The organism is Sphingomonas sp. (assembly GCF_029239295.1).
Lineage (GTDB): Bacteria > Pseudomonadota > Alphaproteobacteria > Sphingomonadales > Sphingomonadaceae > Sphingomonas.
Genome location: NZ_JAQZBC010000011.1, coordinates 55560 through 75169, shown reverse-complemented (window position 1 = coordinate 75169; position 19610 = coordinate 55560). Strand labels below are relative to the sequence as shown.

13 protein-coding genes are annotated in these 19610 nt (G+C 67.8%); 10 read left to right on the top strand and 3 right to left on the bottom strand.

Translation table 11 applies throughout. The annotated features are described in order from the left end of the window. The first annotated feature begins 46 nt into the window (after positions 1-46). From K0S66_RS11715 to cls, 6 genes are all read left to right on the top strand, one after another. The gene (locus K0S66_RS11715; RefSeq protein WP_301075583.1) at positions 47-1075 is read left to right on the top strand and encodes a methionine synthase; all 1029 of its coding nucleotides are present in this window, start codon (positions 47-49) and stop codon (positions 1073-1075) included. Between the two features lie 118 nt (positions 1076-1193). Next, positions 1194-1583, top strand: coding sequence for a DUF2946 family protein (locus K0S66_RS11710; protein WP_301075581.1), 390 nt, complete (start codon positions 1194-1196; stop codon positions 1581-1583). 163 nt (positions 1584-1746) lie between these two features. Next, positions 1747-3822 carry a TonB-dependent receptor gene (locus tag K0S66_RS11705; RefSeq protein WP_301075580.1) on the top strand — a complete coding sequence of 692 codons (2076 nt, stop codon included), beginning with the start codon at positions 1747-1749 and terminating at the stop codon, positions 3820-3822. 44 nt (positions 3823-3866) lie between these two features. After that, complete coding sequence (locus tag K0S66_RS11700) at positions 3867-4976, top strand: PepSY-associated TM helix domain-containing protein (protein ID WP_301075579.1); 1110 nt, start codon at positions 3867-3869, stop codon at positions 4974-4976. Between the two features lie 71 nt (positions 4977-5047). Further along, positions 5048-6823 carry a tannase/feruloyl esterase family alpha/beta hydrolase gene (locus tag K0S66_RS11695; protein WP_301075578.1) on the top strand — a complete coding sequence of 592 codons (1776 nt, stop codon included), beginning with the start codon at positions 5048-5050 and terminating at the stop codon, positions 6821-6823. Between the two features lie 283 nt (positions 6824-7106). Continuing rightward, on the top strand, positions 7107-8555 hold the full coding sequence (cls, locus tag K0S66_RS11690) for a cardiolipin synthase (RefSeq protein ID WP_301075577.1): 1449 nt from the start codon (positions 7107-7109) through the stop codon (positions 8553-8555). Positions 8556-8612: 57 nt separating this feature from the next. Here cls and K0S66_RS11685 read toward each other — a convergent pair whose 3' ends face one another. The 3 genes from K0S66_RS11685 to K0S66_RS11675 all read right to left on the bottom strand — a co-directional run bounded on the left by K0S66_RS11685 (position 8613) and on the right by K0S66_RS11675 (position 13821). Further along, positions 8613-11699, bottom strand: coding sequence for a TonB-dependent receptor (locus K0S66_RS11685; RefSeq protein WP_301075576.1), 3087 nt, complete (start codon positions 11697-11699; stop codon positions 8613-8615). 164 nt (positions 11700-11863) lie between these two features. Continuing rightward, positions 11864-13171: a sensor histidine kinase gene (locus tag K0S66_RS11680; protein WP_301075575.1), complete on the bottom strand. Its 1308-nt coding sequence runs from the start codon at positions 13169-13171 to the stop codon at positions 11864-11866. Continuing rightward, positions 13168-13821, bottom strand: coding sequence for a response regulator transcription factor (locus K0S66_RS11675; protein WP_301075574.1), 654 nt, complete (start codon positions 13819-13821; stop codon positions 13168-13170). The genes K0S66_RS11680 and K0S66_RS11675 overlap by 4 nt, the downstream gene beginning before the upstream one ends. Positions 13822-13896: 75 nt before the next feature. Between K0S66_RS11675 and K0S66_RS11670 the strand changes: the two genes are divergently transcribed. The 4 genes from K0S66_RS11670 to K0S66_RS11655 are packed head-to-tail and all read left to right on the top strand — an operon-like array spanning position 13897 to position 19596. Next, the gene (locus tag K0S66_RS11670; RefSeq protein ID WP_301075573.1) at positions 13897-15006 is read left to right on the top strand and encodes an efflux RND transporter periplasmic adaptor subunit; all 1110 of its coding nucleotides are present in this window, start codon (positions 13897-13899) and stop codon (positions 15004-15006) included. Continuing rightward, on the top strand, positions 15006-18077 hold the full coding sequence (locus K0S66_RS11665; RefSeq protein WP_301075572.1) for a CusA/CzcA family heavy metal efflux RND transporter: 3072 nt from the start codon (positions 15006-15008) through the stop codon (positions 18075-18077). Before K0S66_RS11670 ends, K0S66_RS11665 begins: the two co-directional genes overlap by 1 nt. After that, on the top strand, positions 18074-18373 hold the full coding sequence (locus K0S66_RS11660) for a DUF3240 domain-containing protein (protein WP_301075571.1): 300 nt from the start codon (positions 18074-18076) through the stop codon (positions 18371-18373). Before K0S66_RS11665 ends, K0S66_RS11660 begins: the two co-directional genes overlap by 4 nt. After that, positions 18370-19596: a TolC family protein gene (locus tag K0S66_RS11655; protein ID WP_301075570.1), complete on the top strand. Its 1227-nt coding sequence runs from the start codon at positions 18370-18372 to the stop codon at positions 19594-19596. Before K0S66_RS11660 ends, K0S66_RS11655 begins: the two co-directional genes overlap by 4 nt. Positions 19597-19610: the final 14 nt, after the last annotated feature.

Below are 19610 nucleotides of genomic sequence, written 5' to 3'. Positions count from 1 at the left end.
CCTCACCTGCGCCGATGACCAGCACATCATTTCAGGACATTCGACCATGACGACATTGTTGCCGACGACCACCGCGGGCAGCCTGCCTAAGCCCAGCTGGCTGGCCGAACCAGAGACGCTATGGCCCCGGTGGAAGCTTTCCGGCGAGGAGCTGGCCGCGGGGAAGCGGGACGCGCTGCGGCTGGCGGTCGAGGATCAGCGGCAGGCCGGCATCTCGATCATCGGCGATGGCGAGCAGACCCGCCAGCATTTCGTCACGACCTTCATCGAGCATCTGAGCGGCGTCGATTTCGAACTGCGCGAAACCGTTCGTATCCGCGATCGCTATGACGCCAGCGTACCGACGGTGGTCGGCGCGGTGGCACGCCCCCAGCCTGTGTTCGTCGAGGATGCGCGCTATCTGCGCGCGCAGACCGATCAACCGATCAAATGGACCCTCCCCGGTCCGATGACGATGATCGATACGCTATACGACGCCCATTACCGCAGCCGCGAGAAGCTGGCCTGGGAGTTCGCCTGCATCCTAAACGAGGAGGCGCGCGAGCTGGAGGCCGCGGGGGTCGATATCATCCAGTTCGACGAACCGGCGTTCAACGTGTTCTTCGACGAGGCGAACGACTGGGGCATTGCCACCCTGGAGCGGGCGGCTGAGGGGCTGACCGCACAGACGGCGGTCCACATCTGTTACGGCTATGGCATCAAGGCGAATACCGACTGGAAGAAAACGCTGGGCTCGGAATGGCGGCAGTATGAGCGAACATTCCCCAACCTCCAGACATCAACGATCGATATCATCTCGCTGGAATGCCAGAACTCCCGCGTACCGATGGACCTGATCGAACTGATCCGCGGGAAGAAGGTGATGGTCGGCGCGATCGACGTCGCCACCGACCGGGTCGAAACGCCCGAAGAGGTGGCCGAAACGCTGCGCCGCGCGCTCCGCTTCGTCGATGCCGACAAACTGTATCCAGCGACCAATTGTGGCTTGGCCCCTTTGCCGCGCCACGTCGCGCAGGGAAAGCTGAAGGCACTGGGCGCGGGCGCGCAGATCGTTCGCCAGGAACTCGCCGCCTGATCGCGTACGGCGGGGGGAGCGGCCTCCCCCCGCGCCCTCTATCCCGCGACAAAATGTCCCAGTGACAGCGCCGTCCCGCAGCGATACCCGGCTCAGTGTGGGGGCATTCCGGAAACTCTTGGCGCAACGCCTTCTTCCGATGCTGATCTGCGGCGCGGCGCTTCTGCTGAAGCTGCTGGTCCCGACTGGCTATATGGTCGTGCCTGAACATGGCCGCCTGACCATCGCGGTTTGTTCGGGGGTAGGCCCGCAGACGATGGAAATCGCGATGCCGGGGATGGATCATGCCACCCCCGACGGTGCGCCGTCGAAGGATCACGGCAAGGCGGAAATGCCCTGCGCCTTTGCCGGCCTGTCGGCACAGGTGCTGGGCGCCGTCGACGTGGCACTGCTGGTCATCGCGCTGGCGATCGTCGCGGCCATGGCGCTTCGCCCGGTCGCGCGGCACCTCCCGCCCCCGGCCCCTTATCTTCGCCCCCCCTTGCGCGGACCACCGCTTCCGGCCTGACGCGCCGGCCGAAGCCTTCGGCCGGTGATCCTGTCGCCCGCGTGTCATGCCCGTTCGGCACACGCGGCACGCTCGCCTGCGTCCTCTCTTTGTTGCTGTCGCACGGTCACGCCGCGCGGCTGCGCGGACCCGGCGGGTCAATCGTCAGCAAGAAAGCTGTTTCATGGTCCGTAGCCTGATGCTCGGCGCCGCGACGCTCTGCGTTGTCGCGCCCTCCTCCGCCATTGCCCTGTCCGTCGCCCCGTCCGGCGATGCTACTCTCCCTCCCGCCGCTCCGGACGACGCACAAGGTGCCGATCCAAACCGCCGCGATACTCAGGTCACGATCGGCGGCGACCCGATCGTCGTGACTGCACGCTCGATGGCACGTTCCACTGCCAACGTGCTGACCTCGGTGGATATATTGGGCGGCGACATCGCCCAGCGGCAGAATGTCGACAATGCTTGGGAGCTGTTCGCGCGCCTCCCCGGCGTGGTGCTGACCGATTTCAACCAGGGCACGACCTCCGGCCGCTTTTCGATCCGCGGCTTCAGCGGCGAAGGGGAGATAAACGCGGTCAAGCTCCTGATCGACGGCGTCCCATCCAATGACAACGCCGGGCGGATGGACTTCATCGATCTGGTCGCGCCGCTGGACATCGCCTCGGTCGAGCTGGTGCGCGGCACCTCCGACCCGCGCTGGGGCCTGCACGCGATCGCCGGCAGCGCGAACATCAAGACACGGATCGGCGGCACATACCTTGACGCGCGCGGCATCCTCGGCGCGTTCGGCACCTATGACGGGCAGATCGCGACCGGGGTCGAAACCGGCCGGTTCAGTCAGAACTTCACGCTCTCCTATCGCCGCACCGACGGTTATCGCGACCATGCCGATCTCGACCGGCTGACCCTTGCGGGCAAATGGTTTTACGATTTCGGCGGCGCGCGGCTCGGCCTGATCGCGCGGCACAGCCGCAGCACGGCGCAGGAGCCCGGCTACCTGACCGATGCCGATGCTTATACCGATCGCCGCCGGTCCTATGCCGTGTCGCAAACCGATGGCGGCACGCGCAATCTCAGCCAGTACAGCCTGCATCTCGACGCCGATCTGGCGCGCGACCTGTCGCTGACCGCGGTCGGCTATTCGACGACCAACCACGACGATCGCTATGTCCGCTTCTCCGCCAGTGTCGCGCAGCAGCGGCGCCTGACCGACGAACAGCATTACGGGATGGTCGCCGGGCTCCACTGGCACGCCGCCGATTGGTTGATGGCGGAGGCAGGGGGCGACGTGCAGTGGCAGCACAACCGCAGTCTGCGCTGGACCAGCGATCGGCGCATCATCACGGCGGCGACCCGCGACCAGGATTTCGACCTGACCGTCGGCGGGGCCTATGCTCAGGCCATCATCACCCCGGTGGATTGGCTGACGATCACGCCGGCGTGGCGGATCGACCGGGTCAGCGGCGATTTCCTGAACGTGCTGAACGGGCGGCATTACCCGGTCAACGACTACGGCACGATCAGCCAGCCGAAGCTCTCGGTCGCGCTGACCCCGGTTCCTGGGGTGACGGCCTATGCCAATTACGGGCGCACGTTCCAGATCGGGGCAGGGTCTGGCGCCTATGTCGTACCGCCGCGGGTGCGCGATCTGGCGCCTTCGATCAACGAAGGGTTCGAAGGCGGCATCAAGCTCTCGCAAGGCCGCTGGCTCACCGCACGCGCGGCCGTGTGGCAGCAGACCGCCAGCGGGGAACTACGCCGTCGCCTCAACGACCCGTCGGGCGAATTCGACAATCTCGGCGAAACCCGCCGTCGCGGCTTCGACGTGGAGGCAAGCGTACAGCCGCTGCCCGGCCTGTCCGCCTGGGGCAGCTGGTCGCATCAAAAGGCGCTGATCCGCGTGCCCGATCCTGCCGCCCCGACCACCGCCGGTAACGAGATCGACCACGTTCCGCGCAACATCTACACCGCCGGGATTGAATGGGCCCCCGCGACGCAGCCCTGGCGCGCGTCCTTCTGGGGCAACGGGCAATCATCCTATCAGCTCAATACCGCCAACGATCAGGGGCAGTACGGCAGCTATTTTCAGCTGACCGCCGAACTGGCCTATCGACTGACGCCGGCGATCGAAGTGTCGGCACAGGTGCGCAACCTTGCCAACGAACGCTACGAATATGTCTGGTATGACGGCGCGCAGCGGCTGCACGCCCCTGCGGACCCGCGCAGCCTGTTCGGCGCCGTCCGGGCGCGCTTCTGATCATGCCGCGGGAGGCAACGGCTGGGCCATGGTCGTGGCGGTCGGTGGCGCGGCGCATCCACCTGTGGCTCGGGCTGTCGCTCGGGCTGCTGTTCGCGGTGATCGGCCTCACCGGCTCGGCGCTGGTCTTCTATGTCGGCATCGATGCGGCGCTTCATCCCGCGCTGCGCAGCGATGCGCCGGCGACGACCGCGGGCCCCGCACCATCAGGCTGGACATCGCCAGTCTGGGATCGCGCACTCGCCACCGCCCGCGCGGGGCGCTTCGACCCGGCGGGCAAATGGTCGTTCGAGGTGACGGGAGAAGGCGGCGCCATCCCCGCGCGCTACTATCCGCCCGACCCCGGCGGCGCCCGCCACCCGACGCGGCTGATGGTGTGGTTCTCCCCCGACGGCGGCCGCATCGTCCGCGTGGCGCCATGGGGCGGCTATTTGATGACGTGGCTGTACGAACTGCACATGCACCTCCTTGCCGGCGACATCGGCGGGCAGATCGTCGGTTGGTCGGGCGTCGCCATGCTGGTGCTGCTGCTGAGCGGGATCGTCCTCTGGTGGCCGCGCGGCAGTTGGCGCAAGTCGCTGGCCTTCAAACGCCGCGCCGCGCCGATCCGGCGGCTGCACGATCTGCACAAACTGTCCGGCGTAGCGAGCGGCGCGTTGTTGCTGATCCTGGTCGCCAGCGGCGTCATCCTGGCGCTCCCGGTCATCAGGCAGGCGCTTCTGGCGCCCCCCGCCGTGCCCGAACCGCGCTCGTCGCCCGGTTCCGGATCGACGGTCGCGGTGACCCGTGCGCTAGCCGCCGCCCGCGCCGCTGCTCCGGCGGCGCAGCTCGCCTTCATCGATGTCCCTGGCAATGCTGGTCTGCCCTTTCGCATCAGAGTGCAGATGCCGGGGGATCCCCACCGGCGCTTTCCGGGCGGCTATGTGTTTGTCGATCAGCGCACCGCCCGCATCGTAACAGTTCAAGACATGCGTCAGGGCGGCGCGGGTGCAGCGATCAACGCATGGGTCCGCCCGCTGCATGACGGCACGGCCGGCGGCCTCGCCGGGCGCGTGCTGGCACTCCTCGCCGGTCTTGCCCCGACCGCACTGTTCGTCACCGGCCTTCTCCGCTGCCGGCATCGCCAATCGCGCAAGGCGACCGGATCGAACTGATGCAGCCGGGCGTTTTCCCGTCATCGGCCGCCCTCTTCCGAATGCCTGCACTGGCAGATGAGGAGGCGTGAATGACGATGCCCGCCTGGCACGTTCTGGCCCTCGCGACGGCCACCCTGGTCCTCGATCACGGCTCCCGCGCCAGTACAGCGCCGGCCCCGTCCGGACCATTGCGCGCGGTGGCGCCGGTCCGCGGCTGCGAGACGCTAAGGCGCGTCGATCTGTCAGCCGCTGCGGGTGTCGGCGTAACGGTCACGTCGGCAGCGCAGGTACAGACCAGTGCCGGCACTTTCTGCGCTGTTGCCGGGACCATCGCGCCGACGATCGGGTTCGAAGTCTATCTGCCAACCGCCAGGTGGACCCAGCGCCTCGTCCAGAATGGATGCGGCGGCCTGTGCGGTTCGATCTCCGTATCGCTGACCCAGGCGGGCGGCTGCGCGCCGGCCCTGAACGGCGAATTCGTGGTCGCCGCGACCAACATGGGCTATGAAAATCGCCCCGGCACGCCGCTCGGCGCCTTTGCCACCGATCCCCAGAAGCGGATCGATTTCGCCTATCGCGCCAACCACCTCACCACGCTCGTTTCCAAGGCGCTGATTGCCGCGTTCTACGGCCAGGCCCCCCGCTATTCCTATTTCTCTGGGTGTTCGGACGGGGGTCGTGAGGCGCTGGTCGCGGCGCAGCGTTACCCCGATGATTTCGACGGGATCTCGGCCGGCGCGCCGGTGGCTGACTTTCAGGTCCAGAACAGTTTCTACCACGCGTGGGTGACTGCAGCGAACCGGCGCGCCGATGGCACACCCATCCTGCTCGCTGCCAAGCTCCCCGTATTGCACGCGGCCGTGATCGCGCATTGCGATACGCTGGATGGCCTGGCCGACGGGCTGCTGGCCGATCCGCGTGCCTGCACGGTCGATCCGGCCTGGGCTGCGTGCCCGCCGCGCGCGCGCGACACCACCAATTGTCTGACGCCGCAGGAACAGGCGGTCGTCCGCAAGATCTATGACGGCCCGCGCGACGCCTCGGGCACCCCCTTCTGGATCGGCGGCCCGCAACCCGGATCGGAACAGCGGTGGGCGGGCGGCTTCATCCCCGCCAACTCCGGCGAGCAGACGATGAGCGGGATGCTGAGCCAGGCAATGCTGCGCTACATGATCTATCCGCAGTCGCCCGCGCCCGACGATCTGATCCGCGACTTCGCCTTTGACGCCGCCAGCTTCCGCAGGGTCACGCTGCTCCACCCGCTCAATGATGCGCTCAACACCGATCTGCGTCCATTCGCTCAAGCCGGCGGCAGGCTTATCCTGTGGCAGGGGTGGTCGGATGCGTCGGTGACGCCGCTGACCTCCATCGCTTATTACAAGGCGCTCCAGCAGCAGTTGGGGCCGGTCGCAGCGGAGCGGTTCGTGCGGCTCTATATGCTCCCGGGGACCGGTCATTGCGGCGGCGGCGACGGCTTCAGCCAGATCGATACGCTGACCCCGCTGATCGCCTGGGTGGAACGCGGGCAAGCGCCAGGCGCGATCATCGCCGCCAAGGTTGCGGATCGCAGCAACGGCCCCCGTGGAGGCCTGCCCGGCAGCAGCCAGCCGGGCCGCCAGACGCCGCTGCCCACCCCCGACGAGCCGCCGCTCGCCACGCGGCCGATCTACCCTTTCCCGCTGATCCCGCGCTACTCCGGAACGGGTGATCCGACTTCCGCGGCCAACTTCGTCCCCGTACCCAGCACCGTGCGCGAGGCGCCGATCGTGCGCTGGTATGGCGACACGCTGCTGGCCCCGAACAACCAGCGCGATTATCAAGTCCGCGACGGTCGCCTGAGCGCGGGCGCCCCCGTGCGGCACTGATCGCGAGCACGCGACTGCCCCGCCGTCCGACCTTTCCAGCAGTCGGCGGAAGAGAACGCCCACGTTGAACACGCGCGAATGCCGCTTGCGTCCCAGCCCGGACGTGTCACTTCTTAGACGACCAATGGCGATGCTCCTGGCAACTGCCTGTCGGACCTCGCAAGGGAGGCGCAGCGATGCTCGGGCGTGCGTACAAGTCGCAATCGACGCCATCGCCACGGGCCGGCCATCATGTTCCCATGGCATGGTTCTCGACCGGCTGGGCAGACGCTGCGGGTGTTGGATGAACCAACTCGGCTGGGGACCATGGCTGATCCTGGTCGCCGTCTATGCCGCGGTCATCGTTCGCGCGACGCTGCTGGAGCGGCGCGAGCCCTATGCCCGCGCGGCGTGGCTGCTGCTGCTGGTCGCGCTGCCGACGATCGGAACAATACTGTACCTGTTGTTCGGCGAACCCTGGGTGTCGACGCGCTTTCGCCGCCGGACGCGAGACGCCTATCGGTCGTTGCTGCCCCATGCCCCGTCCCCTGCGCGCGATCCGCCCTCGCCAGAGGCGCGCAACGCTTTCCGCACCTGCGAGGCGGCGAGCAACTGGTCGGTGACCACGGGCACTACGGCCGTGGTCGCGCCCGGCGCTGACGAGGCGATCGACGCGATCATCGCCGACATTGATGCCGCCACCGCGACGGTTCACCTCTCCTTCTACATCTGGCTCTCCGATCGCAACGGCACCCGCATGGTCGATGCCGTATGTCGCGCCGCCCGGCGCGGGGTGGTGTGCCGCATCGTGGCGGACGCGATCGGATCACGCGCGCTGATCCGCTCCCCGCATTGGGCGGCGATGCGCGATGCAGGCGCGCGGCTGTGCGCGTCGCTGACGGTGCCCTGGGGCATTGGCTTTCTCGCCGGCCATCGCACAGACCTGCGCAATCATCGCAAGATCGTCGTCGTCGATGGCCAAAGCACCTGGTGTGGTAGCCAGAATTGCGCCGACGCCGCCTTTCTGCCCAAACGCCGTTTCGCGCCCTGGGTCGATATCCTGATCCGGTTCGAAGGCCCGGTGGTGCGTCAGGCCGAACTGATCTTCGCCTCCGCCTGGATGACCGAAACGGGCGAGGACATGCGCGCCGTGCTCGCGGCGAGCCCCATGCCCGCCAGCGACCCGTCCTCCTCGCCGCCCGGCGCCTTCCCCGCCATCGCCGTCGGCACCGGCCCGCTGTCGCCTGCGTCCACCATGACCAACATCTTCGCCGCCGTGCTGGCCGCGGCGCAGCACAGCGTGGTGATCACCACCCCCTATTTCGCGCCCGATCCCCCGCTGCTCGACGCGATCGTCGCTGCCGCGCGCCGCGGAGTGGATCTCACTATCGTCTTTCCCAACCGAAACGACAGCCTGATCACCGGCGCGATCAGCCGCGCTTATTACCCCGTCCTCGCCCGCGCTGGCGCACGCATCTTCGAATTCCGCGGCGGTCTGCTGCATGCCAAGACGTTGGTGGTCGACGATGCGCTGGTCCTCGTCGGATCGGCCAACATGGATCGCCGCAGCCTTGATCTCAATTTCGAGAACAGCATGCTGGTGGAATCGCGCGCGCTGGCGCTCGCGATCGGCGAACATCAGCAGCGCTGGCTGGCGGACTCGATCGAGATCTCTCCGCGCGGCGTCACCGCCCGGTCGCTGCCGCGGCAGTTCGTCGACAATCTGCTGACGATGGCGGCGCCGCTGTTCTGACCCGGTGAGGATGGGGAACGAAGACGGGGGTGACGATCACCCCCGTCCCGCCTCGCTTCAGAAGTGGACGTTACCCCCGACCAGGAACGCCCGGCCCACCAATCCCTGGTAATAGGTGTTGAGTGCGCCTGCGCCGGCGGTCGCCGGGAAGGGAACGCCACGATCGGTCACATTGTCGATGTTGAAGCGGAAATCGAAATTGTCGCTCGCCTTGATGATGATGGCCGTGTTCCAGATGGCATAGCTGCCGACCCGCCCGATTTCCCGCGTCGTCGGGGTGTCGGTCGCGTTGAACACCGCCGGGCCGGAATATTGCACCTGGTTGAACCAGCTGATCGGCCCGCGATCCAGCGTCAAATTGACGTTGAAGCGGTCGATGCTCTGGCCGATCTCCCCACGATCGCTGACCCACGGGGTGGCCGCATTGATCTGGTTCTCCTGCTTGATCAGATGCTGGTAGTTGACGGAGGCGTTGACCCCGATCTCACCAATCGTGCGGCGATAGCTCGCCTCGACGATCACGGCCTCGAACCGGCGACCGCCCTGGTTGATGAACGGTTCGTCCAGCGTCAGCACTTGCCCAAAATTGTCGCCCACTGTCGTGTCGCGCGTGATCAGCCCGCAATAAAAATTGTCGGGATAATCGGTCGCATCGTAGCAGCCGCTCAGCACATCGGTCGCGCTGGACGACACGATCGTGTTCTTGAGGTTGATGTTCACATAGTCGGCGGACAGCGCAAATCCGGGCAGGAAGCGCGGCGTCAGGACCCCGCCGACCGTCCAGGAATTGGCCTTCTCATTCTGCAGCCCGCGATTGCCTAGCACCGTGATCGGCACCGTGACCGAGTTGATCAGCGACGAGAAATCGGTCGGCAGCCCGGCCGCGGCGCAATTGGCCTGGCGTACCGCGGGGTTCGGCCCGCTGGTCAGGTTCTGGGAATCGCACGGATCGAACCCGCCATCGAACGCTGGCTGGTCGGCGGCGAACAGCTCCGTCACCGCCGGGGCGCGGATCGCGCGGGTGTAATTGCCGCGCACGGCGAAGCCGTCGACCGGGGCCCATCGCCCGCCCGCCGTCCAGGTGAAGTCCCCGCCGGCGACAGAATTGTCGACGTACCGGCCCGCCGCGTTGATCTCCAGCTGGTAGATCAGCGGGATGTTCTGATCCGGCCCGATCAGCGGGGCACGGAACTCACCGAATACTTCGTTGGTGGTGTACGATCCGCGCACCGGCAGGATCGGGATCGAACGGCCCAGCGCCTGCGTGTAGAATTCATCGGGCGAGAAGCGGGAGAATTCGCGCCGGTTCTCGTAACCGACTGAGATCGCGAAATCGCCGCCGGGCAGCTTGAACACCGGTCCGGTCAGCGTGGCCAGGAAGTCGCGCTGCGAGGTGATCGCCTCCGTCCGGGCGTTGGTCGTCACGTAATTGCGCGCCGCCTGGCTCGGCGCACCGCTGCCGAACAGGTTCAGCGGCGCGCACGTGGTCGAAATGGTGCCGTTATATTGCGGCACGTTGGGCGGCGAGGCCGGGTTGGTCGGGTCCGGATTGAACGGCAGGCAGACGATATTGCCATTGGCGTCAAAGCCCGCGTTCAGCGCCCGGCGCAGGTTCGGCTCGACCAGCGATGGCTGGCTGGATCGGCTGTTGGTGCGGCCGTAATTGGCTGACACTTCCCAGTTGAACACCCGCTCGCCGACCGAGAAATCGCCGCGGAGCCCGCCGACGAAGCGATACATCTCCTGGTCCAGCCGCGCGACGCCGGAGACGAGATCGGTGTTGGCGCGACCAAGGTAGAAAACATCCGTGTCGCCCGCGGGCAGCCCTGCTGCCGTCAGGTTCTGGACGATCAATGCCCGCGCCTGCGGCGTCAGGAACGGGTTGTTCAGCGGGATGATGAAATTGCCGTTGACGTCGAACGCGCCTTCCGGGCTCGCGCTGAAGAACGCCGTGTTATAGACCGGCTGTCCCGCGAGATTGGTCGCCTTGTTTTTGGAATACCAAGCCTCGCCAAAGGCGGTGACCCGGTCCGAGAAGTCGTACTTCGCCAGCGCAACCGCGTTGAACCGGTCATCCATTACCCGCAGGTTGGTGATGTCGGCAAAGTTCAGATTGTCCCCACCCAGGAACGTGGTGGGATCCTGTGTTGGCGTGCCAGTGTTGAACGGCACCAGATTGCTGTTGCGGTCGAACCCAAGGATTTGCCCCGCGGCGTTCCGTACGACAGAGGTCGTCGCACCAGCTCGCGGGGGCACCAGAAACGGGTTGTCGCGGATGAAGGGGATGCCGGCCGGCGTGCCCAGATAGGTACGCGTGTTCTCTACGAGTATCTGGTTGAACGGCGACGTGCCCGGCGCCGGCGCGATGAATCCCAGCTGCCGCCGGATGATGTCGCGCCTGTTGCCCAACAGGCCGTCGTCGTGATTGTATTCGACGTTGACCGTGATGTTGCCGCGCCCGTCGGCAAAGTTCTTCCCCGCGAGCAGGCGCACGCGCTGGTTGCCCAGGTCGCCGCGCTGGCTGATCCCGACCTGGCCGTCGACATCCAGCCCCTCGTAATCGTTGCGCAGGATGATGTTCACGGTACCCGCGATCGCATCGGCGCCATAGATCGGCGCGCCGCCGATGGAGATCGTCTCCACCCGCTGGATCAGCTTGGTCGGGATGGTGTTGAGGTCGACCTGCGTCCCAGCGCCGCCGGATGAAAAGATCGTCGCGGGATTCGCGCCGACGAACCGCCGCGAATTGACCAGCGTCAGCGTGCGTTGCGACCCCAGCCCGTACAGGTTGACGAAGCTCTGCCCCACGCCAAATCCGTTGCCCTGATCACCGACCAGCGAGCTGTCGGGCACGGCAAAGCCGGGAAGCTCGTTCAGCGCGCGGGCGATGTCGGGATAGCCGCGGTTGTTGATCGTCGCCGCGTCGACCGTGGTGGTCGGCTGGGGATTGTCCACCGCGGGGCGGGCGATGCGCGACCCGGTAATGATGATGTCGCCCGCCGGGCTTTCATCCGTCGCCGCTGCCGCCGTGCTGGTGGCCGGCTGGGCCGTATCGGGGCTGGTCTGCGCTACCGCACTGGCGGGAAGCATAAGGGCGCCGAGCGCCGCCGTCGAACTACCTGCGAAAAGAGCGAACCGTTGCATGGCTTCCTCCCTTTTTGTCGTGCTGTCGTTCTGGCTTCTTTTGTCCGTGTGGCGGGGAAAACGCCGCGATGGCGCTTGCGGGAGCATGGGTTCCGGCGGCGTAACGCGATTTGTTACCTGCTGTAACAAAGGAGCAACACTGAAACGCCGCGCGACCCAGATGTTCAAAAGCGGACGGTAATGCTCAGCCCCCCGCCCGCCGCATCGTCCAGCGTCAGCGTCGCATCATAGAAGCGCAGCAGGTCCGCCGTCGCTGCCAGGCCAAGGCCGGTGCCGGGTGTCGCCGGGTCCAGCCGGATGCCGATGTTGGTCACCAGGGCGCGCTGGTCCACGGGAATGCCGGGCCCGTCATCGCTGATCGTAATCCGGTCGTCCCCGCCCGTCACGATGATGGTGCGGCGTGCCCATTTGAACGCATTGTCGATCAGGTTGGACAGGATCTCGGCCAGGTCACCACTGTCGCATGGCAGCCGAAGCCCGGCGGGAAGGTCGATCACCACCTCGATCCTGCGATCGGCGTGGAGCCGCTGCATCGCCTCGATGATCCGCGCCAGCAGCGGTGCGACCTCCGTTCGCGTTCCCGCCCCGCGCGTCCCCGCGGCGGCCGCACGCGCGAGGTGATAGTCCATCTGCCGCTGCATCATGCGGCACCGTTCGAGCAGGAAGGCCGCGCTCTGCGTCTGACCCGCGTTCGCCAGTTGCTCTGCCTCCGCGGTGATCAGCGCCAGCGGTGTACGCAGATTGTGCGCGAGATTGCCCGACTCCGTCCGCGCCCGCGCGATCAGCTGCGCCTGCCCCTCGAGCAGCGCGTTGAACCGGGTGACGACGGGCGCGAACTCGGCCGGGACATGCGGGTCCAGCCGCTCGATCTCGCCGTTGCGCAACCGGTCGACCTCCTCGCCCAGCCGGCGAACCGGCGTCAGGCCGAACCGCACCAGCAGCGCCGCGCCGCCCAGCAGCAGCAGGCCCACGACCGTCATGGACAGCGTTAGGTCGAACCGAAACCGGTCGACCTGTTCCTCCAGCAGATGCTGCGCGGAGGCGATGGTGACGGTTAGCGTCTGCCCGCCGCGCATGATGCGGGCACTGCGCTGTAACACCTCCTCCTCGCCCGCGCGGCCACGATGCCATGCCTCATCACCCGCCGGCATCAGCCGCAGATCATCGGCGAGCGACGGTGACGCGACACTCCCTCTGGGGCCGCTGACCTGCCAGTAGAGACCGGACCGGCCGACATTGAACTGCGGGTCGGACAGCGGCTGGCGTACCACCGGCCGCCCCTGCGGATCGAAATCGATGAGCTCCACCAGCTCGCCCAGATGATGGTCCAGCTCGGTCTGGAACCGGTCGGTGGTATGGCTGCGGTAAAGGTAGCCGATGAATAGCCCGGCCAGCAGCACCGCCAGGATAACGCCCAGCGCGGAACCGACGATCAGCCGCAGGCGCAGGCTGTTGTGCAGCGGCTGGCTCATCCGCCGATCCGATAGCCCAGGCCGCGCACCGTCACGACATGCTCGCGCCCGATCTTGCGCCGCAGCCGACCCACCAGCACCTCGATCGCATTCTCGTCGCGCTCCTCGCTCAGCGGATACAGGCTGTCGATGATGCTCTGCCGCGTCAGCGTGCGGCCGGCGTTGTAGGTAAGCAGCTGCAGCAGGTGGAATTCGCGCGCGGTCAGCGGCACCGGCTGGTCGTCCAGCCATGCTTCCCCCGATGCGGTGTCGATCGCGATCCGCCCGGCGGTGATCCGCGTCGCGCTATGTCCGGCGGCGCGGCGGGCGAGCGCGTGAATGCGCGCGACCAGTTCTTCGGTCCGCACGGGCTTCACGATGAAATCGTCGGCGCCTGCGTTCAGCCCCTCGACCTTTTCCTCCCATCCGCTGCGCGCGGTCAGGATCAGGATCGGCGTCGCCAGCCCGCGCGCGCGCAGCCCGCGAACCAGCTCGATGCCCGACATCCCGGGCAGGCCGACGTCGATGACGAGCACGCTGAAGCCGTCCTCCGCGAAGCCCAGCGCATCCTCGCCCTGTGCCAGCCATTCGCACGTCATCCCGTGCCGGGCGAGGTTCGCCACGACGCGCTGCGCCAACGCCGCCTCATCTTCTACCAGAAGGATTCGCATGGCGCATTCTGACAGGTTCCTGTCAGGTTGCGAAGCTAGCTGGCCGGTTGGTAAACAACATCGGGGCGCTTCTTCATGGTCGGCAACTGGCGACAGCCGCTGCTTCTCGCGCTGCTCGGCGCGCTCGCGGCGTGCGGCGGCAATGATGCGGCACCGGCCAGCGACAATGAGGCCGCCGCAAGCAACGCCGCGGCCGCTGGCAAGTCCCCCCTCGCCCTGTCGGCGGCCGAATTCGCCCGGATCGGCGTCACCTTTGCCCCGGTCGAAAGCGTCAGCGAGCTGCCGGTCGCTACCGTCCCCGCCACGCTCGCCCCGCCGCCCAACGCCCGCGTCGCCGTCGCGGCGGTCATTCCCGGCGTCGTCACCCGGACGATGGTGGTGGAGGGTGACAGCGTTCGTGCCGGCCAGCCGCTCGCCACCGTTGCCGCGCGTGAGATGTTCACGCTTGCCGCCGGGATCGACCAGGCCTCGGCCCGCGTCGCCGTCGCCCGCGCCAACGACCGTCGCCTTGGCCAGCTGGCACGCGAAGGCGTGATCGCCGGCTCGCGCGCCGACGAGGCCCGCGCCGCGCTGCGTGAGGCGGAGGCGGAGCTCAACGAACAGCGACGCATCGTCCGCCTCGTCAACGGCTCGCCCAACAAGGGCAGTTACACGCTGACCGCGCCGATCGCCGGCAAGATCACCGCCGCCACGATCACGACCGGCAGCCCGGTGAGCGAGGCGACCTCCGCCTATGTCATCGATGCGCAAAGCCGCTACGAACTGACCGCGCAATTGCCGGAGCGGCTGCTGGGTCAGGTACGCCCCGGCATGACCGTTCGCCTGCCCGGCGACGTGCGCGGCGAAGTCACCAGCGTCGGCACGGTGCTGGATCCGCAGACTCGCTCCGCCACCTTGCGCGCGCGCGTTCCCGCCAGCGCCGGCGTGGTATCCGGCCGCGCGGTTTCAGCGACGCTCTTCGCCCCTGCCGCCGATGGCGCGATCGCGGTTCCTGCGGCGGCCGTGACCGATGTCGATGGCAAGCCCAGCGTGTTCGTCCGCACCGCAAAGGGCGTGGCGGTCCGCGCGGTGGAAACCGGCGACCGCGCCGACGGCCTGGTCGTCATCCGCTCGGGCCTGCGCGCCGGGGAGAAGATCGCCGTCACCGGGGTCAGCGAGCTCAAGTCGATCGCAGGGCAGAACTGATGCTGCGATCCCTCGTCGCCTGGTCGCTGTCCTACCGGCTGGTCGTCATCGGCCTGACGCTGGTGGTCGGGGTGCTTGGCGCGCTGGCCTATGCCTCGCTGCCGGTCGATGCCTATCCCAACATCGCGCAAACGCAGGTGAAGATCATCCTGAAGGCGCCGGGCATGACGCCGGAGGAGGTGGAAACCCGAGTCATCGCCCCGATCGAGCTCGAAACGCTCGGCCTCCCCAATCAGGCGACGCTTCGCTCGACCGCCAAATACGCCATCGCCGACATCACGATCGACTTCACCGACGGCACCGATATCTATTGGGCACGCCAGCAGGTCGGTGAGCGGCTGGCGAACGTCATGGCCGACATGCCAGAGGGCGTGACCGGCGGCATGGCGCCGATCTCCACGCCGCTGTCGGACGTGCTGATGTTCACCATCGACGGGCCGCTGTCGCTGGCCGAGAAGCGCGAGCTGCTCGACTGGACGATCCGGCCCGCGCTGCGCACTGTTCCCGGCGTCGCCGATGTGAACGCGCTGGGCGGGTTCGTCCGCACCTATGAGATCCGTCCCGACAGCGCGGCACTCGCCGCCGCTCGCCTGTCGGTCGACGATCTGCGCAATGCGGTCATGCGCGGCAACCGCAACGACGGCGCAGGGCGCATCGCGGCAGGCGAGGAGGCGCTGATCGTCCGCGCGGTCGGCGCGATCCAGAGCGTCGAGGATGTCGAGCAGATGGCGGTCGTCGCTCGCGATGGTCGCGTGGTGCGGATCGGCGATGTCGCCACCGTCGGTACCGGATCACTCACCCGCTATGGCGGCGTGACGGCGCACGGCAAGGGAGAGGCAGTTCAGGGCCTCGTCATGGCACTGCGCGGCGCCGATGCGCGCACCGTCGTGGACGGCGTGCGCGAACGGCTGGCGGAGCTGGAACGCAGCTTCCCCAAGGGCACGAAGATCACGATCTTTTACGATCGCTCGGACCTTGTCGGCCGCGCCGTGCAAACGGTGCAAAAGGCACTGATCGAGGCCACAATTCTGGTCGTCGTCCTGCTGATCCTGTTCCTGGGCGACTGGCGCGCCGCGGCGATCGTCGCGACGACGCTGCCGATGGCGGCGCTCACCACCTTCCTGTTCATGCGCGGCATGGGGCTGTCCGCCAATCTGATGAGCCTTGGCGGCCTCGCCATCGCGATCGGCCTGCTGGTCGATGGCGCGGTTGTGGTGGTCGAGAATATCGTCGATCGGCTGAACCGCCCGGGCGAGGATCGCGCGCCGCGGCTCAACATCGTCTATCGCGCGACCGCGGAGGTCGTGGTGCCGGTGACGGCCGGCCTCGTCATCATCGCGCTGGTCTTCCTCCCCCTGCTCTCGCTTCAGGGGCTGGAGGGTAAATTGTTCGCCCCCGTCGCGCTCACCATCATGTTCGCGCTCGCCGGATCGCTGCTGCTGGCGCTGACGCTGGTGCCCGTCCTCGCCTCCTTTGGCCTGAAGAGCGGGCATGATGGCGAGCCTTGGGTCATGCGGCAGCTGGCGCCGCGCTATCATCGCCTCCTGGCCGGCGCGTTCCTGCGCAAGAAGCTGGTCTATGCGCTCGCCGGTGTTGGCCTGGTGCTGGCGGGCCTTGCCTATGGCGCGGTCGGCAAGACGTTCATGCCGACGATGGATGAGGGGTCGGTGGTGATCCAGATCACCAAGCTGCCGACCGTGGGGCTCGATCGCTCACTCGACCTCACCTCGCGCGTCGAGCGGCAGCTGATCGCCAGGGTGCCCGAAGTCACCGGCGTCATCTCGCGCACCGGTACCGACGAGATCGGCCTCGATCCGATGGGGCTCAACGAGACCGACCTGTTCGTCACGCTGAAGCCGGCGAGCGAATGGCGCGGCGACCGCGAGTTCGTTGTCGCCGAAATGCGCCGCGCGCTGGAGGAGATGCCGGGCTTCGACCCAAGCTTCACCCAGCCGATCGAAATGCGCGTCGCCGAAATGCTCACCGGCGCGCGCGGCGACCTGGCGGTCAAGATCTTCGGCCCCGACCTGAAGACGCTGGCGAAGCTAGCCGGCCGCATCCAGCACGTCCTGCAATCCACCCCCGGCGCAGCCGAGGTGCTGACCGTCGCGAACGAGAATATCGACTATCTCCAGCTCGATATCGATCGCACTGCCGCCGGCCGCGCCGGCATGCCGATCGACCAGCTGCAGGATACGTTGCGCGCCCAGCTTGAGGGGCTGCCCGCCGGGATCGTTGCCGAGGGGCAGAAGCGCGTCCCGGTCATGATCCGCAGCAACGATGGCACGCGCGACGACGCGACGCGCTTCGCCGACCTCCAGGTGACGACGCCGACCGGCGAACTGGCGCGGCTCAGCGATCTCGCACGCGTCGAAAAGACCGAAGGGCCGATCCGCATCGATCACGAAAGCGGCTCGCGCTATGCGCTGGTGCAGGCATTCGTCTCCGGCCGCGATCTTGTCGGCTATGTCGACGATGCCCGCGCCCGCGTCACCCACGAAGTGCCGCTGCCGCAGGGCTATCGCCTGGAATGGGGCGGGCAGTTCGAAAACCAGCAGCGCGCCTCTGCCCGGCTGGCGACGGTCATCCCGATCGCGCTCTTGCTGATCTTCCTCGTCCTGTTCCTGACACTGAAATCGGTGCGCGGATCGCTGCTGATCCTCGCCAACATCCCCTTTGCGGCGGTTGGCGGGATCATCGCTTTGTGGCTGACGGGCGAATATCTCTCGGTCCCGGCCTCGGTCGGTTTCATCGCGTTGCTCGGCATCGCGGTGCTCAACGGCCTCGTCCTGGTCGCCTACTTCCGCCAGCTGCGCGAGGAGGGCGTGCCGATGGCGCAGGCCGTGCGAACCGGCGCCGAACGCCGGCTGCGACCCGTGATGATGACCGCCAGCATCACCGGCTTCGGCCTCGTTCCGCTGCTTTTCGCGACCGGCCCGGGATCGGAGATCCAGCGACCGCTGGCGATCGTGGTGATCGGCGGCCTCGTCACCTCGACGCTGCTGACGCTCGTCCTCCTCCCCATCCTCTTTGAACGATTTGGCGAAAGCCGGAAGGAGCTGGCCGCATGAGCCGGGTGCTGCTCACCTTGACCTGCGGTGTCGCCGATGCGGAGGCGATCGCCACGGCGCTGCGCGATTCACTGAAAGCGCCGGTGCACCAGCGCGCCGAGACGGTGCTGGGCCGCGACTTCGATGATGCGGGCACCGTGGAGCGCGTCGCCGGCGCGCTCGCGCGCGTCACGATCGTGCTGGAGCTTCCGGCGGATCAGGTGGCGCAGGCGCTGCGCATCGCCACCGAAGCGCGCCGCCGCCTGCCCTTCCGCTGGCACACCGTTGCGGTGCTGGATGGAGGGCGCATCGCATGAAATGGGCCTGGCTGCTGCTGGCGGGTGCTGCGCTCCCCGCCCCCCCTGCGACTGCACAATCCAGCGATCTGCCGCCGGCCGATCTCGTCATTCGGGTGCTCGACACGGCGCCCGGCGTCGAAGCGGCGACAGCGCGGATCGGCGCAGCCGAGGCGGAGGCCGAGGCGCTTCGCCGCGGCCCGCACGAAATCACCGCCCAGGGCACACTGTCGCGCCGCCGCGTTGATCGCGAGGGCAATTTTGTCGAATATGACGCCACCATCAGCCGTGCCTTCCGCCTGCCGGGCAAGGCGGCGCTCGATCGGCGCGCCGGCGCGCTCGGCGTCGATGTCGCGCAGAACCGGATGGAGGATGCCCGCCACCAGGCCGCGCTGTCGCTCGCCGCGCTCTGGTACGATTGGCTGCTCGCCGCCGATCTCCAGCGCAATGCAACGCGGCTGGTGGACAATCAGCGCGCGCTCGTGTCCGCTACCGAGCGCCGCGTGCAGGTGCGCGACGCGGCCGAGCTGGAGCTGCAACAGGCCAGTGCCGCGCTGGCGCTGGCCGAGGCGCAGGTCGCCGAGGCCGCGGCCGGCCGCGATCGCGCCCGCGCGCTGCTCGAAACCCGCTTCCCCGACCTGCCGCTTCCCGCCGAGGCGCCGTCCCTTGCGGCACCTGCGATCCCGCCCGAGGGCCTGCTCGAGCTTCAGCGGCTGATCGTCGCGCGCAGCCACGAAATCGCCGCCGCGGCCGGCACGGCAGAGCGCCAGTCGATCATGGCGCGTCGCGCGCGGTCGGATCGTTTTGCCGACCCCTCACTCGGCGTCCGGCTGTTCAGCGAACGTGGCGGCGAGGAACAGGGCGCCGGCCTCTTTGCGTCGCTGCCGCTCGGTGGTGGCTATCGTCGCGCGCTGTCCGAACAGGCCGCGGCGGAGGCTGGCGCGGCACGGGCCGATCGCGTGGTGGTGGAACGCGAAGTCACCGGCAACGCCGCCGCCGACGTCGCCGAGTTCCGCGCCCGCCAGACCGCGTGGCTCGCCGCTGGCGCCGCCGTCGAGCGCGCCGAACGCAGCGCGGCGCTGGCGACGCGCGGGCAGCAACTCGGCGCGATCGATCTTGCCGACCGGCTCTATGCCGAACGGCAAGCGAACGAGGCGCGCGCGCAGGAACTCACCGCCCGCGCCGCCGCCGCCCGGCTGATCCTGAAGCTGCGCATCGACGCGCATACGATGTGGATCGATTGACCAGCGAGCGGTAG

Excerpts from the sequence above, each read along its gene's own strand:
- K0S66_RS11715 (WP_301075583.1), top strand. The coding sequence starts at position 47 with ATGACGACATTGTTGCCGACGACCACCGCGGGCAGCCTGCCTAAGCCC.
- K0S66_RS11705 (WP_301075580.1), top strand. The coding sequence starts at position 1,747 with ATGGTCCGTAGCCTGATGCTCGGCGCCGCGACGCTCTGCGTTGTCGCG.
- K0S66_RS11695 (WP_301075578.1), top strand. The coding sequence starts at position 5,048 with ATGACGATGCCCGCCTGGCACGTTCTGGCCCTCGCGACGGCCACCCTG.
- cls (WP_301075577.1), top strand. The coding sequence starts at position 7,107 with ATGAACCAACTCGGCTGGGGACCATGGCTGATCCTGGTCGCCGTCTAT.
- K0S66_RS11685 (WP_301075576.1), bottom strand. The coding sequence starts at position 11,699 with ATGCAACGGTTCGCTCTTTTCGCAGGTAGTTCGACGGCGGCGCTCGGC.
- K0S66_RS11680 (WP_301075575.1), bottom strand. The coding sequence starts at position 13,171 with ATGAGCCAGCCGCTGCACAACAGCCTGCGCCTGCGGCTGATCGTCGGT.
- K0S66_RS11675 (WP_301075574.1), bottom strand. The coding sequence starts at position 13,821 with ATGCGAATCCTTCTGGTAGAAGATGAGGCGGCGTTGGCGCAGCGCGTC.
- K0S66_RS11670 (WP_301075573.1), top strand. The coding sequence starts at position 13,897 with ATGGTCGGCAACTGGCGACAGCCGCTGCTTCTCGCGCTGCTCGGCGCG.
- K0S66_RS11665 (WP_301075572.1), top strand. The coding sequence starts at position 15,006 with ATGCTGCGATCCCTCGTCGCCTGGTCGCTGTCCTACCGGCTGGTCGTC.
- K0S66_RS11660 (WP_301075571.1), top strand. The coding sequence starts at position 18,074 with ATGAGCCGGGTGCTGCTCACCTTGACCTGCGGTGTCGCCGATGCGGAG.
- K0S66_RS11655 (WP_301075570.1), top strand. The coding sequence starts at position 18,370 with ATGAAATGGGCCTGGCTGCTGCTGGCGGGTGCTGCGCTCCCCGCCCCC.